The following is a 20,674-nucleotide window of genomic DNA, read 5'->3' as shown; positions in this document are numbered from 1 at the left end:
ACAGGAGCTAGCTACAAAACAATTGTTTTTGTTAGCATAACAAAGTACACTCAATACTACAATATATTTGCAAGAACATCTAACGTATTCTATTTTCAGGTGGAGGAATATACTATGCGCTCCCCATTCTCCTCAATCACCCTTGCTCAGCTTGCGCAGCGGCTCACGGCTGAGATATATGAGCGCGGGAATCTCGCTGAAGCGCTCCTGCACATAGCAGAGCAGGCGCGCGCCCTCTTTACACCTGATATCTGCATTCTGACCGCCTATCATCCCGTCACAGGGGCGTTTCACTACGCACGCGCGCTCTACGCCGAGAGCCAGCAGAGAGACTCGTCGCCTGCCGCGCCGCGCGCGCATATCCTTCGCGAAGAGACCATAGCCCCCTTCCTCTCGCGAGAGGTTCAGGAGATACAGCCAGAAATCCTTTATGTCTCAGACTTGCAGGCAAGGCCTTTCTATCACTCCGACTATACACGGGCAGAGCAGGTACATTCCTTGATCTCTTTTGCACTGAGCAATCGACCAGGTCATCCTCCTTTTGCGATGCTCACCCTGGCCTTCCGTGAATTATCCCCATCAACTTCTCCCGAAGAGGAGCTATTGAAGCAATTTTCCAGGCTGGCAACGTTTGTCTTACAAGAGACATGGATGCTGCAACGTTACCGCGAGGCGACGCATATTGGGCAGGTTATCAACCAGGAGGTTATATCCATTGATACCCTGCTTCCTACCCTCTACCCACTCTTAAATAATCTGCTCGATGCTCGCCATGCCCTGATGCTAGCTATCTACCAGGCCCCAACGCATACGCGTGACCTCTATGGCATCGATGAGGGGAATGCGATTCGTGAAGGAGATCGCCCACCCAGCGGGGCCAGCAAGTATGTCTTACAAACACGTCGCCCCGTCCTGGTCGAGCATCTCAGTAGCCAGGCTCAGCAGCTCCCTTTTCATATCGCTCCGGTGCGTGGCACCTTGCCCAAGGAATCCTTTATCTTCATCCCCCTGCTACTGGGGGAGATTCCCCTGGGTGTGCTCTCCGTCCAGCATCCCCACCCATATGCCTACACACATGAAGATATGGCTATTCTGCAAGTCCTGGGCAACCATATCCTCATGGCTATCAATAATATCCGCCTTTATGATAGTCTGACACAGCTTAATGAGGCAGGTCGCCTGCTCACCAGCCAGCTCCATTATCCCCTTAGAGAGATCATCGAGCGCATCCAGATCGCAAGCGGAGCCAAACGCGTTGTCCTGAAGCCCACCCTGGTCGGCACGACCTATGATCCAACACCACCAGAGCGCCTCCTGAGCGGCGAACCATCTCATATCCTCAAGCATGAACCCCTGGTGAGAGACTGGCAAGAACAGGTGACCGAGCATATGACCTTCCATCCCCATACCCTTTTTGAACCTACATGTAGCTCGACCCGCGAGCCACTACTCAAAAGAGTTCGGCTCCTCCTGGTCCAGGAAGGCATCAAATCACTGGCCATTGTGCCCTTACGCGTGGACGTGGAAGCGGTTGGCGTCCTCTTCATCTTCTACGAGCAAAGCCAATATTTCGACCGGTCGCAAAAGCTGCTGATTGAAGGCCTGGCCCACTTTGCCGCCATTGCGATCCGCAACGCGCAGACCTTCAATAGTCTCCTACAACGCCGGGTACGCGAGCTAGAAATCTTACAACGCATTGATAAAGAGCTGAATAGCACACTCGACCTGGAGGCGCTTCTGGAGACGCTCTTACACCAGGCCCTTACCTATGTCCCCGTCGAAGGGGCATGTATCATGCTCTATGATCGCAAGAAACAAACACTTGAGGCCAAAGCCGCCTATGGGACCCATGCCGTTCTAAAGCAACCCTTTAAAATCCCCTTCTCTGAGGGGCGCGGCCTGACCAATTGGGCTATTCACTACAAACGTTCAGTGCGCGTTGATAACGTGCATAGCGATACTCCCTGGAGCAGCCTCTATATCAATAAGGTGCCTGATACCAACTCCGAATTAGATATTCCCCTTCTCAATGGCGAGCAAGCCATTGGTGTGCTCAATTTTGAAAGCACGCGTATCGGCGCATTTCACCAGGAAGACCAGGAATTTCTGGAGACGCTGGCCGGACAGGCCGTACTGGCCATTACCAAAGCCCAGGCTTATGAGCGAGAGAAGCGCCTCGCCAACGAACGGCAGGCACTCTACGCCATTAGCAAGGAGCTTACCAGCCAGCTAGAAACGAAGCGTGTCTTTGCGCTTATCCTCGATAAAGCGCTCGAACTTATGCAAAACAAATCGCGTACGGGCTGCCTCATGCTCTATGATCGCGAAGAGCAAGTCCTCTGGATGGCTGCCGAGCGTGGCGTCTTACCAGATAAGAAAGGAAGGGAACATAGCGTGAACGAAGGCATCGTCGGACAGGTTGCCCGCACCAGGCAACTGTTGAATATCGATCCCTCACAGCCAGGCTGGAAAGAGATCTATCTGCGCTACATTCAGGATACGCGCTCAGAGCTGGCCGTGCCGATGCTCGTCAATGGTGAGCTCAAAGGTGTGCTCAATATCGAGAGTCCAGAAGAACAGGCCTTTGATGAGAGCGATGAGCGCCTGCTCCAGGGACTGGCCGACCTGGCGATTGTCGCCTTACGCAACGCCGAGCTTTACCAGGAGGCAGAGAAGGAGAAACAACACTTCGCCCTACTGTATCGCGCCAGTCGCGAATTGGGGGAACTCAACGATATCAGCCAGCTTGAGCAAGGATACCAGATCGTTTTTCAACTAGCGGAACACTATAGCCAGAGCTATGTTGAGCTGTGCCGCTATGATGAGCACGCTGATGCACTCCAGCGTCTGCGCTTCTCCGCACCAGGCATCCTACATGAACATGGACCCATCAGCACCGCTGAGCAGCACTATCAGTCGATCCTCAAACATCATGAGAAGATCATTATCGGCAAGCAAGCCTATACATCCACCTCGCAGCCAGAACCCAGAGATGGTCAGGCCATGCTCCTCCTCCCCATTCGCTTCGACAGACGCCTGTATGGCACACTCACCCTGGTCCATCGTGAGGCGGGACACTTTGGCAAGACCGATATCGAATTCTATGATAGCCTGGCTCAGCAGCTTGGGAGTACCATTTATCGCCTGGAAGTGTCCCAGGCCCGGTTAGAGTCCGAACAGCGCGCCAGGGCCGCCGAGGAGGTGAGTCTGATCGGGCAATCAGCCTTCGAGTTGACCCATCGCCTGGGCAATGATCTTGGCCTGGTCGAAACCTATATTTCCAGCATAAAACGACGCCTAAACTATCATCATATGCGTGATGAAATTATAGAAAGTAAGCTCGACAAGACGGAGAAGTCGGTACGTACGGTTCTTGACCTGAGCACAGAACTCAAAGAAGTGATCACAGATCCGGGTCCCGGTGCTGCCGACGAAAAAATCTCTATCTCACCGCGTACGCTCCTTGAGAACGCCATCCTCCAGAGTCATATCCCGGCCCATATCGAGGTATACCAGGATATCGCGCCAGATGCTGGCCATGTGCATGTGCGCGAAGCTCTCGTACATGACATCCTGCGTAACCTAATCAATAATGCGATAGAGGCCATGCAGCAGCAACCCGCTGGACGCTTGAGCTTGCGTGCCTATAACCAGAAAGATAAGGTTGCCATCCAGGTTCGTGATAACGGCAAGGGCATCGAGCCACACATCAAGAACAAGGTCTTTAGCCTGTTCTACTCCACCAAAGGCAGCTCGGGCTTTGGTCTCTGGAGCGCCCGCCGCAACGCCTTGCGCCAGCATGGGTATCTCTGGTTTGAAGACAACCCCGATGGCCCTGGCGTCACCTTTACGCTGCTGCTACCAAAGGAGTAGAAAAGGACAATGGCTTTTTCAAGAAACGCGGTGACACATCGTCTAAGAGGTAGAGAGCGTGACGCGTAATCAATTCTGGCAAAGAGAGGAGTACTGGACAATGGCACAGCAGCGGCATGGACGCATACTCATTGTGGATGACCTGCCTCAATGGCGTGAAGAGCTTACAGAGATCTTGCAGGCCGAGAATTACCTGGTCGACAGCGCGGCCACCATTGACGCGGCTTTCCAAAAGCTACAGGACACCTTTTTCCACCTGCTCATTCTCGACTTGCGCATGAACTCATCGGATATCAGCAACTTTGAAGGCGTCGCCATGCTCAAGATCTTGAGCCAGTACAGCCTCAATGACGCACTGCAAATTGTGATTCTCTCGGCACACGGCACCTTCGACCATGTACACGAGGCCTTTCATGATCACAAGGCAGCAGACTTTCTACCCAAGGATCGTTTCAGTCCCGATAAACTACTAACATGCGTACGCGAAGCACTAAAAAAGATCAACCTGGAACTAGAAATCCACTGGGAGCCACTCGAAGCCGAAGAACAGGTGCTCTCACACATCGATATCCAGCGTGAACGGATTCGCCCCGGCACCCAGCGCTATCAGCAGGTACGTGAAGAACTGGCAGATCTTCTTTGCCGCCTTTTTAGCACAGCGAACAGTGTTCTGGTCAGGCCGCTGGCCCCGGGTTTTAGTGGCACAGGGGTCATGCTTGTGCAGCCTTTTAATCCATATGGTGGGGCACGCGTCGTGGTCACTAAATTTGGCGCAACGCAGAAGATCGAGAAGGAGAACACCAACTTTAATACCTATGTGCTCCCCTTTATTGGTGGCGGACGTAACACGATGGTCCAGAGTGTACGCTACACGCCCTTACTGGGAGGAATCATCTATTCTTTGCTCGGAACGGCGAATGAGCGATTGGAAGATTTTGGCACCTTCTACCAGAAGGCAGGCAGCGAGGCCATCCAGCAAGTTCTCGATAACCTCTTTTTCGATACCTGTAAATCCTGGTACGCGAATTTGGGACGCCAGCAGCTCTGTGATCTCACCGAAAACTACAACCAGACCTTTGGTGAGGCCTCGCGTCCGCTGGAGGAGACCCTGGATGGCCTGATTATACCTCACCCTAAACAGCGCTTCTCGTTACGCGCCCTCGACGATGAGCGCACCTTCACCGATCCGCTGCCCGCAGCAACACGCCCCTTCCGGCGCTCCACCTATATCAGCACGACACATGGCGATCTCAACCAGCATAACATTCTCATTGACGAGGAGCACCGGGCATGGCTGATTGATTTCTGTAGCACAGGTCAGGGACATTACCTACGCGACCTGGCGATGCTTGACTCTGTCATACGCTTCCAATTACTGACCTCGCGCGCAGCCTCGCTGGAGGAACGCCTGCACATGGAGGAGGTGCTCTGCCGCATCACACGTTTCACCCAGTTAGCACAGGCTGAAGCTACCTTCCAGACAGAGAATGCCGCCCTACGCAAGGCCTACCTCACCGTCATCCACATTCGCCGTATGGTTCGCCACCTGGATAGGCTCAGCAATGACGATATGAGCGAATACTTTATTGCGCTCCTTCACAACGCCTTGCGCACACTGACGTTCTCGACCCTCTCGCCCCAGCAACGCCAGCATGCCCTCCTCTGCGCCAGCCTGCTCCTGGACAACATCGATGGACACAAATAAATCGCTTCGGCAACTGACTACTATTAGCTCTTCCTTGTGAGGATTAACGGATAGTTTGCGTAGTATATGGCAAATACAAACTAGGCTTCAATAAAGACTCGTTTGTATGTTATGCTACGTATATATCCCCAAGCAAGCCAGCGGCAAAGGAAACGCATTTTCAAACTGTTGAAGAGGTAGTGTAAAAATAAGCACGAGGGAACATGCTTATACAGCCAATCTCAACACGCTGCCTGTTCGCCCTTATCTGCAAGGAGGATCAAATGGTCAAACGACCTGGTTCACGCTTCCTGACGATACTTGTCGCGCTCTCCTCGGTGCTGATGCTCTTCGCCAGCGCCTGCGCCCCTCAGGGGACGCCGACTACCAGCAATACGAGTAAACCCCAGCGTGGTGGTATCTGGGTTGACGATTTGTTCAACGAACCAGACGCACTCATTCCTAATGCGTCAGTGCAGACGTTCGCGACCATAGTGAATGGAACCCTCTACTCCGCGCTCTTCGAAGGTGATGCTTCAGGACAGATTCGTCCCGCGCTCGCTGCCGAACTACCGACACAGCAGAACGGCGGCATCAGCGCTGACCTCAAAACCTGGAAGTTCACCCTCAAGCCTGGCTTGAAATGGTCCGATGGACAGCCACTGAACGCCGACGATGTGTATTTTAGCTGGAAGACCTGGAGTAATCCGAGCTTTGCGGCTGCCAGCACCGTCGCCGTCCGCCTGATCGAGTCCGCAGAGGTCTCTTCTGATAAGCTCTCGATCACGTTTCACCTCTCAAAGCCCTTTGCCCCCTTTATCGCGTCCTGGACCGATGGCTCTCTCGCCCCCCTACCCAAGCATCATTTCGAGAGCATGAACCCGGCGGATATTAAAAAGACTGAGGGGCTCGATCCCCAGGTAACCAGCGGCCCCTTCAAAATGAAGGAGAGCAAGCCTGGAGATCACTATACCGTCGTGCGCAACGACAACTACTACCTGGCCTCCCAGGGGCTACCCTACCTGGATGAAATCGTCTTCCGCGCCGTTCCCAGTCAGGATACCATCCTGAAGGATCTCCAGGCTGGCACCGCCGACTCGGCCTGGTTCCTGGACGTCACCAAGACGCCATCCTATCAGGCCCTTTCAAACTACGAAATCGTGACTAACCCGTCTGCAAGCTATGAGGGCTTGCACATTAACTCCAATAATCCCATCTTTAAAGACCTTAATGTGCGCAAAGCGATGGCGATGGCTATTGACCGTGTGCAATTACAGAAGGTCGCACGCCTGGGACAGGCCATTCCCCTGTGTACCGATCACGGCCCCGCCTATCATCCTGGCTATCAGCAAGACTTACAGTGCCCACCGTTTGATATCGCGGGCGCCAACAAAGTACTCGATGATGCTGGCTGGAAGCTAGGCAGCGATAACGTACGTCAGAAGGGTGGGCAACGGTTGGAGTTCCAGTATTCAACCACGGCCAACAACCGCTGGCGCGAGAAAGACCAGGCCTTGATCCAGGCCGATTTCGCCAAGATCGGTATCAAGCTGGACATCACCAACTATCCCGGTAGCACCTTCTTCGGTCCCTTCCTCAATGGTGGGCAACCTGGAAAGTATGACCTGGCGGAGTGGGCGAGCTCCTATACCTATGATCCTGATGATGCGGCCTCTTTCGCCTGCAATCAGATTCCACCCCATGGGCAGAATCTGAACTTCTTCTGCGATAACGACCTTGATCAGCTCTTCCAGAAAGAGCAGGCCATATCCGATCCCACGCAGCGCCAGCAGGTCTTTAACCAGATTCACCAGGCGATGCTGGACAAGTTACCGTTTATCGGCCTCTACAACCTGATCGATCTTGAAATCCATAAGAAGGGCACACACAACTATAAGCCGGGACCCTTCGCCAACTCCGAGACTGTTGGCGTAGCACAGTGGTGGTGCGACAACGGCAAGTGTCCCGCCTAGTCAAAGAGCGCGCATAACGCGAAATAGCTTGAGCGCAAGGTGGTGGTTTTCCAGGCGAAGGTCTGGAGAACCACCACCTGCACTACCCAGGGGTAATAAAGCATCATTGAAGTACCCCCATCCTGGTGGCTATGTTACACTATACACGTTAGTTGTCCACGTACCTCTAGCAGTACTGGAGATCTCTATGGGACGATATGTGATTAGGCGCTTGCTTCAAGCGCTTCCACTCCTTTTCCTGCTCTCCATCTTTATGTTCACCCTTATCCACCTCCTGCCGGGTGGACCCGAAGAGGTGCTCTATAATCCGAACCTGGATGAAGCGGGACGCCAGGCCTTACGCGCCAGCCTGGGATTAGATGACCCGGTACCTATCCAGTATCTTAAATGGCTGGTGAGCGCGCTGCACGGTAACTTTGGCTACTCATTCTTCACCAACCAGACCGTCTCCTCCGTCATTCTCGACCACTTCCCATCGACGTTGGAGCTCTTCTCCCTGGCCCTGCTGCTGGCTCTCATCATCGCCATAGTGCTGGGAACGCTCTCCGCGACGCGTCAGGGGAGACTGACAGATTATCTTGTGACGACGCTGACCTATGTAGGTATCTCGCTCCCTATCTTCTTACTTGGCCTGCTCATGCAGGAGGTTTTCTCACGTTGGCTTGGCTGGCTGCCCCCATCGGGAGACGCGACCGCAGGCTACACCTATGACTTTTTTAATGGTTTGATCGACCATCTCATTCACCTCATTCTGCCCATGACCGTCCTGGCCCTGACCTTTACCGCGCGCTGGAGCCGCTATATGCGCTCAAGTATGCTTGAAGTCACGCGCCAGGATTATATCCGCACCGCCCGCGCCAAGGGACTCCCCCCTATTCCGCTTCTGCGGAGGCACGCGTTGCGCAACGCGGTTATCCCGCTGATTACGGTTGTCGCCATCGACTTTGGCTCGGTCGCCGGCGGCGCGGCGATTACCGAGAGCGTCTTCGCCTGGCCCGGCATGGGAAGACTCTTCCTGGACTCGGCAGAGCACCGCGATTATCCCGTCTTACTGGCGATTCTGATACTGAGCGCGGTCTTTGTGGTTCTCTTTAATCTGCTAGCGGATATCCTCTATGCCGTGATGGACCCGCGCATACGCTACGCATGAGGAGGTATTTGTATGGAGACACCCAAACAACTCGACATGACACCAGAAGACGAGCTAGAACCCCTGCTCGATGTCACACCAGAGCTTGCGCGCAAGCGGCGTAGCCAGGCACGCATCATCTTTGATCGCTTTGTGCGCAACCGCGCGGCAACTGTTGGCGCCTGCTGCCTGATCCTGCTCTTCCTCTTCTGCTTTGTGGGACCCATCATCACCGGGCATAACAACGCGACACAGCCCGCCCTGACCGATCCCTCGGCCGCGCCCTCGTGGCAATATCCCCTTGGCGCGGATGACCTGGGACGCGACCTCTTCGCGCGCGCGGCGATTGGCGGCCAGGTCTCGCTACTGGTGGGACTATCCTCCATGCTGGCCGCGATCATCCTTGGCACCACTATTGGCGCGCTGGCTGGCTTCTATGGCGGCTGGATCGACAATATCCTTATGCGCGTGACCGACGTCTTCCTCTCAGTTCCCACCTACCTCCTGCTGTTCGTGCTTTCGGCCTCGTTTACTAATGGATCAACGCTGAGCATTATCACGCTTATCGCGGTCTTTGGTTGGACCACGGCTGCTCGCCTGGTGCGTGGCGAGTTTCTGGCCTTGAAAGAGCGCGAATATGTGATGGCGGCGCGCATGATTGGCGCCGGTGACTTCCGCCTGATGTTTCGCCATATCTTGCCCAATGCCATCGGTCCGATTATCGTGAACGCGACCCTGCAAGTAGGCAATAACATCATCTTAGAATCAGTTCTCAGCTTCTTTGGCTTTGGCGTCAAGGTCCCCTTCCCCAGCTGGGGCACACTTATCAACGACGGACAGGGACAGCTTGATATCGATCCTAAGCTAGTGTTTATTCCCGGCATTCTGATCTTCCTGACCGTCCTGAGCTGCAATCTAGTGGGCGATGGCCTGCGCGATGCTCTCGACCCCCATATGACTGAGCGCTAGTAGCGAAAAAGGGAAGCAACCATGAGTGAGTATCTCTTAGATGTCCAGAATCTCAAGACCTATTTCAAGACGAAACAGGGCGATGTGCATGCCGTCGATGGCGTCAACTTTGGCATTCGGCCCGGCGAGAAGGTGGCCATCGTCGGCGAGAGTGGCTGCGGCAAGAGCGTCACTGCACTCTCAATCATGCGCCTGATTCCCCAACCGCCTGGAAAGTATGCCGATGGCAGCATCATCTTTGCGGACGACGACCTGCTCAGCGTGCCTGAGAGCGAGATGCGTAAGATACGCGGTGCCCAGATCAGTATGATCTTTCAGGATCCCATGACCTGTCTTAATCCCACAATGAACATTGGCAACCAGATTATCGAGGCATTGCGTATTCACCTCAAAGTCTCGCAGGGCGAGGCACGCAAGCGCGCGATTACCCTACTGGAACAGGTTGGCATTCCAGCGGCGGCGGAGCGCCTCAACGCCTATCCTCACCAGTTCAGCGGCGGCATGCGCCAGCGCGTCATGATCGCTATAGCCCTGGCCTGCAACCCGCGCCTGCTCATCGCCGATGAGCCAACCACAGCCCTGGATGTCACCGTACAGGCCCAGATTCTGGAACTCATCAGCCAGATATGCACAGAGTTTCAGACAGCCCTGATGCTTATCACGCATGATCTGGGGGTTGTCGCGGGCATGACCGACCGCGTCATCGTCATGTACGCGGGAAAAGTCGTTGAAGAGGGGCCAACCGACGAAATTTTTGCCAATCCACGCCACCCCTATACACTTGGTCTGCTGGCCTCTGTCCCCAGGTTGGATGAAGCGCGCCAGGTAGAGTTAAAAACCATCGAGGGCGCGCCGCCTGACCTGCTGCATCCCCCCACGGGCTGCCCCTTTATGCCGCGTTGCCTCTACGCCCGGCCAAAGTGTCGCGAGATGCCGCCCCTGGAGGCCATACCTGGAAACACTGCGCACCATAAGGCCTGCTGGCCCGATATCACTGATCCAAAGGAGAAGGCATACGCGGCCCGTAGACAGGAAGCACGCACTGAAGCCATGCGCCGCCTGGGCCAGGAAAGCATCAAGAAAGTTCTGCATTCAAGCTAAAGGGGAAAATCATGACAGAAACAGCCGTAGGGAGTCAGACGCTCCTGGAGGTGCAGGGCCTCAAGACCTACTTTCCCCTGACCAGGGGCCTGGTCTTCCAGCGCAAGGTTGGAGATATACGTGCAGTCGACGATGTCAGCTTCAGCATTGTGCGCGGGCAGACGCTGGGCCTGGTCGGCGAAAGTGGCTCGGGAAGACGACCATCGCCAGAACCCTGGTACGCCTCTATAAGCCAACCGCAGGCCAGATCATCTTCGATGGGCAGAACCTGGCCAGTTTAGAGGGGGAAGAGCTACGCAAGGTGCGCCAGCGCATTCAGATGGTCTTTCAGGACCCCTATGCCTCGCTCAATCCACGTTTCACCATCGGCTCACTAATCGGAGAGCCAATGCACATCCACGGGGTCGCTGAGGGAAGAGATGTCCATGAGCGCGTCCTTGAACTGCTGCGCGTGGTGGGCCTGCGTCCAGAATACTATGATCGCTATCCCCATGAGTTCAGCGGTGGGCAGCGCCAACGTATCGCCGTAGCGCGCGCGCTGGCGATCAACCCCGATTTTATTATCGCCGACGAGCCAGTCTCAGCCCTGGACGTCTCTGTACGCGCCCAGGTGCTCAACCTCCTCCAAAGCCTACAGCGCCAGTTCTCCCTGACTTATCTCTTCGTCTCGCATGACCTGAGCGTGGTCCGACACGTTGCCGACCGCATCGCCGTCATGTACCTGGGCAAGATCGTCGAGATCTCGGATAGAGATGAACTCTACGCGGCGCCTCAACATCCCTATACCCGGGCCTTGCTCTCAGCGGTACCAATTCCCAGTCCCCAGATCGAGAAGCAGCGTAAGCGCATCATCCTCTCCGGCGACCTACCCAGCCCGATCAACATCCCCAAGGGTTGTCGCTTCCACACACGCTGCCCTATGGCCCAGGATATCTGCCGCGAGGTAGAGCCGGCCTTCGAGGTCAAAAAGGGGCGCGAGCACTACGCCGCCTGCCACTTCTCCGAGCAGGTCGCCCAGCTAGGAACAAAATGAAATGAGAAGAGGTGCCTGTCAACGGCGTTGACAGGCACCTCTTCTCATTTCCACACACCCAGAATGCGTTAGGTAGGCAAAGTAGCGGTTCATATGGTACGCTGCATAGAGCTGTGTAATTTCTTCTTTGCCTTTTCGCTCACCTGGAGAGAAAGAGCAGAAAAGGTATTCCTCAAGAACGCAGAAAAATGGTAGATCGGTAAATACAAATGTACGATCTTTGTATCAGGAATGCTCGTATCGTCGATGGCACAGGCTTTCCAGCCTTTCTAGGCGATATCGGCATCATCGGTGAGCGTATCGTCGCGCTTGGTTCTCAGCTTGTCTCGGAGGCACATCACGTGCTTGACGCCGGAGGGCAGGTTGTCGCACCTGGCTTTATTGATGCACACACACATGATGACCTGACGGTGCTGAGAGAGGGTGTGGTCCCGATGAAGGTCCAGCAGGGCATCACCACCGTTATAACCGGCAATTGTGGCTTCAGCCTGGCTCCTCTGGCTCCCACGCACGCGGACGCGGTGAAAAACTATTCGGCCCCTGTGCTAGGGGAGGACACGCACCCATGGAACTGGTATACAACGGAGGCTTTATTTGAGACGTTGCGCAGTGTGGCGCTAGGGCAGCATGTACGTCCCCTGTTTGGACATGGCCCCGTGCGTGTGGCAGTCATGGGCTTTGAGCCACGTGATGCTACGGAGCAGGAGATGACCACGCAGGAAGGGTTGGTGAGTGAAGCGATGGAGGCGGGCGCGGCCGGGATGTCCCTGGGCTTGATGTATGTGCCTGGCATGTATACATCCACATCCGAGCTTATACGACTTGCGTCTGTAGTAGGCCGTTATGGCGGCGTGGTGACCTCACATATGCGTGGCGAAGGTGACCAACTTCTAAGCTCCCTTACAGAGATGCTGACCATCGCTGAGCGCGCAGAGGTCGCGGTGCATATCAGCCACTTGAAGATAACCGGGCGCAATAACTGGGGCAGTATTCAGCAGGCATTGGATCTTATTTCGGATGCACGTGCACGCGGCCTGGATATGACCATCGATGTCTATCCATACAACGCAGGATCGACGCTGGGCACGCAACTTCTCCCGCCCTGGTTGCAAGAAGGCGGCCTTGCAACGATGCTCAAGCGATTACGTGAGCCAGAGACGCGGCGCCAGGTCTGTCGTGATTTCGCGCATGGTATTGAGGGCTGGGAGAACCAGGTTGGCGCGAACGGCTGGGATCGTGTATTTGTCTCAACGGTGCGCCAGGAGCGTTTGCGGTCGCTTGAGGGCTTGAACATGGCAGAGGTGGCTGAGACCCTGGGTATGGCGCCGGAGGAGGCCTTCTTTCACCTGATCGTAGAAGAGCAGGGACAGATGACCATTCTCATCTTCCATATGGATGAACGTGATGTAGATGAGGTGGTGCGAGCGCCCTTCTCGATGATTGGCTCGGATGGTTTGCCTCTTCGCTCGGGACGTCCTCACCCCAGGCTGTATGGCACCTTTCCCCGTTTTTTTAAGCGCTACGTCCGTGAGACGCGGAGCCTGGCGTTGGAAGAGGCTGTGCGCAAGGTGACGGCTCTGCCCGCGGAGCGTTTTCGTCTTGCGGATCGCGGTATGATTGCAGTGGGCAAGATCGCCGATCTCGTGATCTTTGATCCCGAAACCATTAGTGATCTCGCTACCTATGAGCAGCCCCGTGTGTATCCTGAGGGGATTTCGGCCGTTATTGTCTCAGGTCAGATAGTTGTACGAGAAAAGCAACTCACGCCGCACCGACCTGGACAGTTGATAGCCCCAGCTCATGGAGAAGCATACGTCGTGGAATAGTATCAGAAAGGAGACGTGGATGTCGATGATTGGTCGCTCTATCACAGAGGTGGATACACCAGCTTTGCTTGTCGACATTGCGCGATTAGAGAAGAATATCCGCCGCTATGCCGATAGCGCCGCGAAGGCCGGGGTACGTTTGCGGCCCCATATCAAGACGCATAAAACGTTAGAAATCGCAAAGATGCAACTACAGGCGGGGGCGGGAGGAATTACCGCGGCCAAATTAAGCGAGGCAGAAGTCTTCGCCGACGCAGGCATCGAGGATATCTTTGTCGCATACCCCATCATAGGACCCGAAAAAGCGCAGCACGCGGCGCGACTGGCTCAACATTGTCGCCTGATTGTGGGCGTCGAGAGCGAGAAAGGGGTACAACAACTCTCTGAGGCCGCCAGCCAGATTGGTTCCACGCTCCTGGTACGCGTAGAGATCGACTCAGGCCTGGGTCGTACGGGAGTGGGGCAGGAGGCCGCAGGAAAGCTGTGTCGCCAGGTGCTGGACGCTCCAGGTTTGAGCCTGGATGGCATTTTTACCTTTCGCGGAGCCTCTTTCCCCGAGGCGTCCAGTAGAGACCCACAGATCTTAGGCCGTATGGAGGGAGAGATGATGGTTGCGATCGCTGAACGGCTGCGTCATGCTGGTATCCCGATTCAAGAGATCAGTGTGGGTTCAACGCCGACTGCGTCATCGGCCGCCGAGGTACCAGGCATTACCGAGGTACGTCCGGGAACCTACGTCTTTTTTGATCGCATGACCACGCAAGTGGGAACGAGCGCACCAGATGAGCTCGCGCTCTCCATTCTAGTAACAGTGGTTAGCCGTCCGGCACCCGACCTGGCGATCATCGATGCCGGGTCGAAAACCTTTTGTGGCGATGTCATCCCCGCCAATGTAGGCTTGGAGGGATATGGTGCCACAATAGACGGTCAGAACGGGGTGGTGATTCGTATGAACGAGGAGCATGGTACAGTACGCCTTGCCCCGGGTTTTAGCCCTGAAATTGGCGACAAACTACTGTTTTTCCCAAATCACGTTTGTACGGCGGTCAATCTGTCGGATGAAGTCCTTGTGACACAGGGAGGGATTGTCAAGGCTATTTGGCACGTTGCGGCACGTGGGCGAAGGCAGTAACCAAAACACTGGTTTCCACTCCCCCCTGAAAAGAAGGCAACATGTAAGGGTACCCTTGCTTAATTATCTCTATTTTTGACAAGCACGAGGAAAGGAAGCATACAATGTCTTTTGAAGAACGAGTAAAAGAATTAGGTCTCACTATGCCGGAACTACCTAAGCCGGCCTTTAGCTATGTTCCCGCCGTTCAGGTGGGCAAGCTCATTTTTGCCTCTGGTCAGACCCCGACTGTGGCGGGTAAGTTGACAATACAAGGCAAATTGGGGCGCGAGGTCTCGATTGAGCAGGGGCAGGAGGCAGCCCGCCTGGCGGTGCTCAACTGCTTAGCCGAGGTACGTGGCCTGACGGGTTCGCTGGATGCTATAGTGCGCATTGTCAAGCTGAATGGGTATGTCGCCTCGGCGGAGGGTTTTACGGAACAGCCACGCGTCATCAACGGTGCCTCTACCCTTCTTGAAGAAATCTTTGGGGAGACGGGGAAACATGCCCGTGCCGCTCTTGGCGTCGCGGAACTGCCTGCTGGCGCCCCGGTCGAAGTGGAAATGGTCGTCGAGGTCCGCTAATACTGGCGGGTTGGGCGCTCTCTATTTGGAGACCATGCCAAGTCACCTTCTAGCTTCGCCGATGTCCTCAGCTATCTATTAGGACAGTCGCGAGTATGTTGGGCACATTTCGGGAAACAATTCAGCGACTGGTTGAGTAGAAAGGCATCGAGCGACAAACGAGCCAGAGACGCCCGCTCGAACAGCGGAAGATGCTTTCCAGTTCCTGGACGAGGGCATGTCGCTGAGGCAGGTGGCTCGGCAGTTCAGCATGAACCCTAAGTCGCTTCGGCGATTGGTTATGAGGCACAAGCCGTCAATACCTACACAGTCGACCGTTACAAAGCCGTTTGCAGGCAGAAGAGCGCAAGGTCCGGATACCCAAGGGTGGTTTTCTTCCGTGGTTCTTTCGTCATTGAGGAAGTAGCATATGGGCAGTTCATCGATGATCCTTCCTTAGTCTGTTTGAAAAGGTTTGTTTCCCACAAGCATACTCCATGAGAGCCCACCTTGCCAGATGCTCTTCTGAGTTCTGGCAAAGCCATAAGAATGAGCAGCAGTGTGAGCACCATCCCGAGAACGATCAGGCTCGCTAGACCTGATAAGGTATGTGTGAGAAGGACCGTTGACGCCGATGGTGATAATGCTCGCGGCATCTTGTTTTCCTCAAATGCAGGAAAGTTTTCCTTGTTGGAGTCATTGTCTGCTTGCAAATTTTGGTAATTGCACTGTTTTTTTCGTTTTTGGTGGGAAACATGCTTGACTTTATGGTGCAGATTAGGTATTCTTCGATTCGAAGGGTTATATATTTGCATTTGTGAGTGAAAAGTTTCCTCGTAGTGTGTATGCAGTTCAAGGAAAATAGCTAGATGGTGTCTGAACCGGACAAACAATTCTTTGATCTATCATCACAGCCAAGGCAGAACGTTACCTTGCGTGATGTTGCAGATGCCGCTGGCGTGACATTAGGGACAGCCTCTAAAGCAATAAATGGGAGGGGGAGATTAAGCCTGGAAACGCGAGAACGTGTACGTTCTGAAGCCAGGCGTCTGGGTTTTCGTTTTTTTAGCCTCCAAGAGGATGTTTCAGCAAATCAAGGTGTCATGGTTGGCGTATTAACAACCGACAACTATGGACGTTTTAGTATTCCCCTCTTGATGGGGATTGAAGACGCCTTTGGGACACGTCCGGTTTCAGCGATGCTCTGTAATTCACGCGATCAGAGTCGCGAACAACAGCATTTGCAGCATTTACTGGCGCGCAAAGTTGATGGGATCGTGGTATCTGCCCGGCGTGAAGATTCGCGCCCGCCCATAAGCATAGGGAGGACAGGAATACCTGTTGTCTATGCCTTTACCCATGTCGAAGATCCCAACGCTTTGTGCGTCTTACCCGATGATGCTCAAGGTGCGAGACTCGCAACTGAACATCTTGTAAGCCTGGGACGGCGTCAATTTGCCCATATTACAGGCCCCAGTTATTTTGAAGCGGTCCGTTTACGTGAAGGGGCCATGCGCCAGGTGCTTGCTGAGCATGATATTGCGCTGCCCCACCATCGTGTCCTATCGGGCCCCTGGCAGGAAAGCTGGGGATATACCGCAACGAACTTTCTCTTTGATCAAGATCCTTCGATTGACGCGCTTTTTTGTGGTAGTGACCAGTTGGCAAGAGGCGCTATGGAGGCATTACAAGCGCGCGGTTTACGTGTTCCAACCGATGTGTCTGTCGTAGGTTTTGACAATTGGGAACCCATGGCATGTGCAACTCGACCGCCGTTAACAACTGTAGATATGAATCTTGCACAGGTGGGACGTTATGTGGGTGAAAGCTTGCTAGCGTTGTTTGCTGGTGAGCAACGCTCTGGTATTGTGCGTCTTCCCTGTAGCTTGATTTTACGCGGTTCAAGTGATCCCTCACAGCCGGGGTAGTGAGCAAGAATGGAGGTAATCAGCACAGGAAGGAGTTCATGGAGACAGCTTTCGTTGTATGATCGCTTGATTGGCAACGAATTTCGTATGGAAGTGGTCAGACGTTCTCTCGTTATGGTTGGTTGGTCTGAATGATGACAATGTTCCTCAATGGAAGAGGATGATGTATCTCTGAGAGAGTTTTAGTATTTTCATCATTTATAAGGAGGTCATAGATGACCCACAAACAACAAGAACCCTGGAAAGACATGATGACCGAAGTTCGTACCGGACGAATGAGCCGTCGAGCTTTTATGGCAAAAACGGCGGCCCTGGGTATCAGCACGAGCGCCGCAATTACGCTTCTTGAGGCATGTGGTGGCGCTAGTGGTAGTGCCGATTCCGGACCCGTGACGTTGACCATCTGGGATTATTTCAACCCTCCTGGGGCTGGATATCTACAGCTCCTGGCCGATTACTCCAAAGCCAAGCCAAATGTGAAGATTCAGCGCACGGCCATTCCTTTCGCTGACCTCAAACAGAAAATTATTCAGGGGGCAGCCGCCCGCCAGCTTCCTGACATCTTGGTTATTGACAATCCTGATCACCAGGCATTCTCTTCGATGGGCATTCTGGCAGATTTAACCTCACAAATCTCCTCGTGGGGGCAGGGAAACGAATATATTACTGGTCCCTGGACATCAACAACCTGGAAAAATAAAAACTACGGCATTCCAAATAATAGTAATTGCCTGGCGCTCTATTATAACGCGGATATGCTGAAGAAGGCCGGTGTCAACCCGCCTACAAATTGGGATGAACTGCATGATGCGACGAAGAAGTTGACCACCAAAGGTGTCTATGGGCTATCGATGTCTCTGGTACAAAGTGAAGAGGGGACATTCCAGTTCTTGCCGTTCCTGTGGGAAGCAGGTGCAGATCTGAACTCGCTGGATAGTCCTGAGGCTACGACCGCCTTGCAATTCCTGGTCGATCTGACCAAAGAGAGACTGCTCTCAATGGATGCTTTGAACTGGACACAGCAGGACGCGATGACGCAGTGGACCGCTGGCAAATCTGCATTGTGTATTAATGGCCCCTGGAACCTTCCTGCTGCTCGCTCGAATGCCAAGTTTAACTGGGACGTTGTTCCTCTACCAAAAAACAAGCAAGCAGCATCTATTCTGGGCGGTGAGAACTGGACTATCACTGCAACCAGCCAGCACCAGGCCGAAGCATGGGAGTTTATCAAGTGGACACAGGAACTATCTGTTCTCAAGAAATGTCTGCTGGGCAACGGAACACTACCGAGTCGTTTAGATCTGGGCACAGACTCCGCATTCATCCAGGACCCCAAACAAGCCGTATTTGTTAAGGCGCTTACGACAGCTAAGCCTCGTGCGTATGGCCCGAACTACCCAAAGATCTCAAATTACGTGCAACAAGCGTTCCAGGCAGCAATTAGTGGACAGAAGTCCGCCTCAGCAGCTCTTCAAGCAGCCAGTCAATCTGTAAAGCCTTTACTACCGTCCTAGTGATCACGCGTTGTAGAAGAAAGAGTAGACGTATTTCTCTTCGCAAGAGAGTGCGTTTACTCGTTCTCTTGGGCTTTGCAGGTCACAGTAAGGAGGAAGTTTCCCGTGTCTACACTTGTCAATACCCCTCCACAAGCGGCGAAGACAGAGACTCAGCGTTCAGTGAGGCGGCGGAGAATAAACAAAATGCTAGGCCCTTATCTCTTCTTAGTGCCAGCGACCCTGTTCCTACTTCTTTTTCTGGTGTATCCGGTTATCACCATGGTTGTCTATAGCTTTGAGCAGGTGAACGTTGGTAGCCTATTAACTGGTATTACGCCATTTGTTGGCCTGGATAATTATCATACAGTGATCTCTGACCCAAATTTTCGCTCTTCTCTGGTCGTCTCACTGATCTTTACCATTGCCTCACTGGTTTTTCAATATATTATCGGCTTCGCGATGGCGTTATTATTTAATCGGCGTATCCCCCTGGTTGGTGTGATGCGTGGTTCAGTGATGATTGCCTGGATGTTGCCGGTGATTGTAAGTGCCACGATCTTCAAATGGATGTTTCAGAGTGACTCGGGCATTGTGAACTACGTCTTGCAAAGTTTGCATGTGGTCTCCTCGCCTATTGACTGGCTTACGAACCCAAACCTGGCCCTATGGGCCGTAGTCATTGCGAATATCTGGATTGGTATTCCCTTTAACATGTCGTTGCTTTTAGCTGGGTTGCAGGGAATTTCGGCGACCCTGTATGAGGCGGCGGTTGTTGATGGAGCAAATGGATTGGGGCGTTTCTTGCATATTACGCTGCCATTGATGCGTTCAACCAGCCTGACAGTTTTGATGCTCGGGTTCATCTATACATTGAATGTGTTTGACCTGATTTATGTCCTTACTGGCGGCGGCCCGGTCAATACGACTGAAGCAATGCCATTGTATGCCTATCGTATTGCCTTCGGCCAGTTTGATCTTGGCTCAGGAGCGGCTGTTGCTACGTTGATGTTCCTGCTCTTACTGGGCGTAAGCGCTATCTATCTGTTCTTGCTGAGACGAGAGGAGATTGCTTGATGATGACTACACAAAAAGCTTATCGTGCTGCGAATAAGCCTCCTCTCAATCGCAAATCCTGGAATACAATTATGCTGACAGTGTTAGGGATTTTCTTTACGGTCGTAATGATCTTCCCTTTATACTGGGTCATTGTCAGTTCACTCAAAAATACGACAGAGCTGTTCAGCACGCCACCGACGTTTTTTCCCCACCAGGTTGATTGGAGCCCTTATATCTCCAACTTTATCCAGAACACGGATATATGGCGCTATATGGGCAATAGTCTTCAGATTGCGCTTGGCACAATGCTATTGAGTTTGGTGCTAGGAGCACCAATGGCCTATGGATTGGCCCGGCTCCCAGTAAAGGGAAAACAGGGGATGCTACTGGCCTTTCTGGTTGTACAGATGTTTCCCAGTATCATGCTGGCTCTACCGTTGTTTGTGATCTTTTCGCAAATCGGCCTGGTGAACTCTATTCCGGCGGTAATCCTGGCGGTTACGACGCGTACCTTACCGTTTGCAACGCTCGTGATGCGCCCCTATTTTTTAAGCTTGCCGCGTGATCTAGAAGATGCAGCCTTTATTGATGGGTGTAGTTTATGGGGGGCGTTCTACCGAATAATTATGCCGCTCTCGCGACCTGGCATATTGACGGTTGGTGCTCTCACCTTTTTGATGGGCTGGAGCGACTTTCTTTTCCCGCTGACATTGATTTCTGATGATAACAAGCGCCCTTTAACGTTGGGCATTTATAAGTTCATCGGAGAATATGGGGTACGTTGGAATGATCTGATGGCGGTTTCGGTCGTTGCGGCATTGCCAATTATTCTGGTTTTTATCTTCGGACAGCGTTATATTACCTCTGGCCTGGTAGCTGGCGCAGTGAAAGAATAATGTGGGATAGGGCAAAGCTGACATGTATAAGACACC

At 53.5% G+C, this 20,674-nt stretch carries 13 protein-coding genes and 1 pseudogene; all 14 read left to right on the top strand.

The genetic code is table 11. The annotated features are described in order from the left end of the window. Positions 1-114: 114 nt before the first annotated feature. Positions 115-3,873, top strand: a complete 3,759-nt coding sequence (locus tag JMJ16_RS28065) for a GAF domain-containing protein (protein ID WP_201386973.1) — start codon at positions 115-117, stop codon at positions 3,871-3,873. Between the two features lie 100 nt (positions 3,874-3,973). Continuing rightward, positions 3,974-5,578: a response regulator gene (locus JMJ16_RS28060; RefSeq protein WP_201386972.1), complete on the top strand. Its 1,605-nt coding sequence runs from the start codon at positions 3,974-3,976 to the stop codon at positions 5,576-5,578. 263 nt (positions 5,579-5,841) lie between these two features. After that, positions 5,842-7,530, top strand: a complete 1,689-nt coding sequence (locus JMJ16_RS28055; RefSeq protein WP_201386971.1) for an ABC transporter substrate-binding protein — start codon at positions 5,842-5,844, stop codon at positions 7,528-7,530. A 187-nt stretch (positions 7,531-7,717) separates the two neighbouring features. Next, positions 7,718-8,680, top strand: a complete 963-nt coding sequence (locus JMJ16_RS28050) for an ABC transporter permease (RefSeq protein WP_201386970.1) — start codon at positions 7,718-7,720, stop codon at positions 8,678-8,680. 12 nt (positions 8,681-8,692) lie between these two features. Further along, positions 8,693-9,628 (top strand): ABC transporter permease, encoded by a 936-nt coding sequence (locus JMJ16_RS28045; protein WP_201386969.1) that lies wholly within the window; start codon positions 8,693-8,695, stop codon positions 9,626-9,628. Between the two features lie 21 nt (positions 9,629-9,649). Continuing rightward, the gene (locus JMJ16_RS28040; protein ID WP_201386968.1) at positions 9,650-10,729 is read left to right on the top strand and encodes an ABC transporter ATP-binding protein; all 1,080 of its coding nucleotides are present in this window, start codon (positions 9,650-9,652) and stop codon (positions 10,727-10,729) included. Between the two features lie 11 nt (positions 10,730-10,740). Continuing rightward, a pseudogene (locus JMJ16_RS28035) lies at positions 10,741-11,762 on the top strand (ABC transporter ATP-binding protein). A gap of 209 nt (positions 11,763-11,971) precedes the next feature. Then, positions 11,972-13,588: an amidohydrolase family protein gene (locus tag JMJ16_RS28030; RefSeq protein ID WP_201386967.1), complete on the top strand. Its 1,617-nt coding sequence runs from the start codon at positions 11,972-11,974 to the stop codon at positions 13,586-13,588. 19 nt (positions 13,589-13,607) lie between these two features. Next, positions 13,608-14,720, top strand: a complete 1,113-nt coding sequence (locus tag JMJ16_RS28025; RefSeq protein WP_201386965.1) for an alanine racemase — start codon at positions 13,608-13,610, stop codon at positions 14,718-14,720. A gap of 104 nt (positions 14,721-14,824) precedes the next feature. Next, entirely contained in the window at positions 14,825-15,283 is a 459-nt protein-coding gene (locus JMJ16_RS28020) for a RidA family protein (protein ID WP_201386963.1), read from the top strand. An 848-nt stretch (positions 15,284-16,131) separates the two neighbouring features. Further along, on the top strand, positions 16,132-17,190 hold the full coding sequence (locus JMJ16_RS28015) for a LacI family DNA-binding transcriptional regulator (protein ID WP_201386962.1): 1,059 nt from the start codon (positions 16,132-16,134) through the stop codon (positions 17,188-17,190). A 215-nt stretch (positions 17,191-17,405) separates the two neighbouring features. After that, positions 17,406-18,704, top strand: coding sequence for a sugar ABC transporter substrate-binding protein (locus tag JMJ16_RS28010; RefSeq protein ID WP_201386961.1), 1,299 nt, complete (start codon positions 17,406-17,408; stop codon positions 18,702-18,704). A gap of 105 nt (positions 18,705-18,809) precedes the next feature. Further along, positions 18,810-19,760: a carbohydrate ABC transporter permease gene (locus JMJ16_RS28005; protein ID WP_201386960.1), complete on the top strand. Its 951-nt coding sequence runs from the start codon at positions 18,810-18,812 to the stop codon at positions 19,758-19,760. Then, positions 19,760-20,638, top strand: coding sequence for a carbohydrate ABC transporter permease (locus JMJ16_RS28000; RefSeq protein WP_201371235.1), 879 nt, complete (start codon positions 19,760-19,762; stop codon positions 20,636-20,638). The genes JMJ16_RS28005 and JMJ16_RS28000 overlap by 1 nt, the downstream gene beginning before the upstream one ends. The last annotated feature ends 36 nt before the right edge of the window (positions 20,639-20,674 follow it).

It is taken from the genome of Ktedonobacter sp. SOSP1-52 (assembly GCF_016587395.1).
Note: the sequence above shows the minus strand (reverse complement) of the source record. Positions and strands in the feature narration are given on the sequence as shown.

Excerpts from the sequence above, each read along its gene's own strand:
- JMJ16_RS28000 (WP_201371235.1), top strand. The coding sequence starts at position 19,760 with ATGATGACTACACAAAAAGCTTATCGTGCTGCGAATAAGCCTCCTCTC.
- JMJ16_RS28040 (WP_201386968.1), top strand. The coding sequence starts at position 9,650 with ATGAGTGAGTATCTCTTAGATGTCCAGAATCTCAAGACCTATTTCAAG.
- JMJ16_RS28020 (WP_201386963.1), top strand. The coding sequence starts at position 14,825 with ATGTCTTTTGAAGAACGAGTAAAAGAATTAGGTCTCACTATGCCGGAA.
- JMJ16_RS28050 (WP_201386970.1), top strand. The coding sequence starts at position 7,718 with ATGGGACGATATGTGATTAGGCGCTTGCTTCAAGCGCTTCCACTCCTT.
- JMJ16_RS28010 (WP_201386961.1), top strand. The coding sequence starts at position 17,406 with ATGACCCACAAACAACAAGAACCCTGGAAAGACATGATGACCGAAGTT.
- JMJ16_RS28025 (WP_201386965.1), top strand. The coding sequence starts at position 13,608 with ATGTCGATGATTGGTCGCTCTATCACAGAGGTGGATACACCAGCTTTG.
- JMJ16_RS28060 (WP_201386972.1), top strand. The coding sequence starts at position 3,974 with ATGGCACAGCAGCGGCATGGACGCATACTCATTGTGGATGACCTGCCT.
- JMJ16_RS28045 (WP_201386969.1), top strand. The coding sequence starts at position 8,693 with ATGGAGACACCCAAACAACTCGACATGACACCAGAAGACGAGCTAGAA.
- JMJ16_RS28015 (WP_201386962.1), top strand. The coding sequence starts at position 16,132 with ATGGTGTCTGAACCGGACAAACAATTCTTTGATCTATCATCACAGCCA.
- JMJ16_RS28055 (WP_201386971.1), top strand. The coding sequence starts at position 5,842 with ATGGTCAAACGACCTGGTTCACGCTTCCTGACGATACTTGTCGCGCTC.
- JMJ16_RS28065 (WP_201386973.1), top strand. The coding sequence starts at position 115 with ATGCGCTCCCCATTCTCCTCAATCACCCTTGCTCAGCTTGCGCAGCGG.
- JMJ16_RS28030 (WP_201386967.1), top strand. The coding sequence starts at position 11,972 with ATGTACGATCTTTGTATCAGGAATGCTCGTATCGTCGATGGCACAGGC.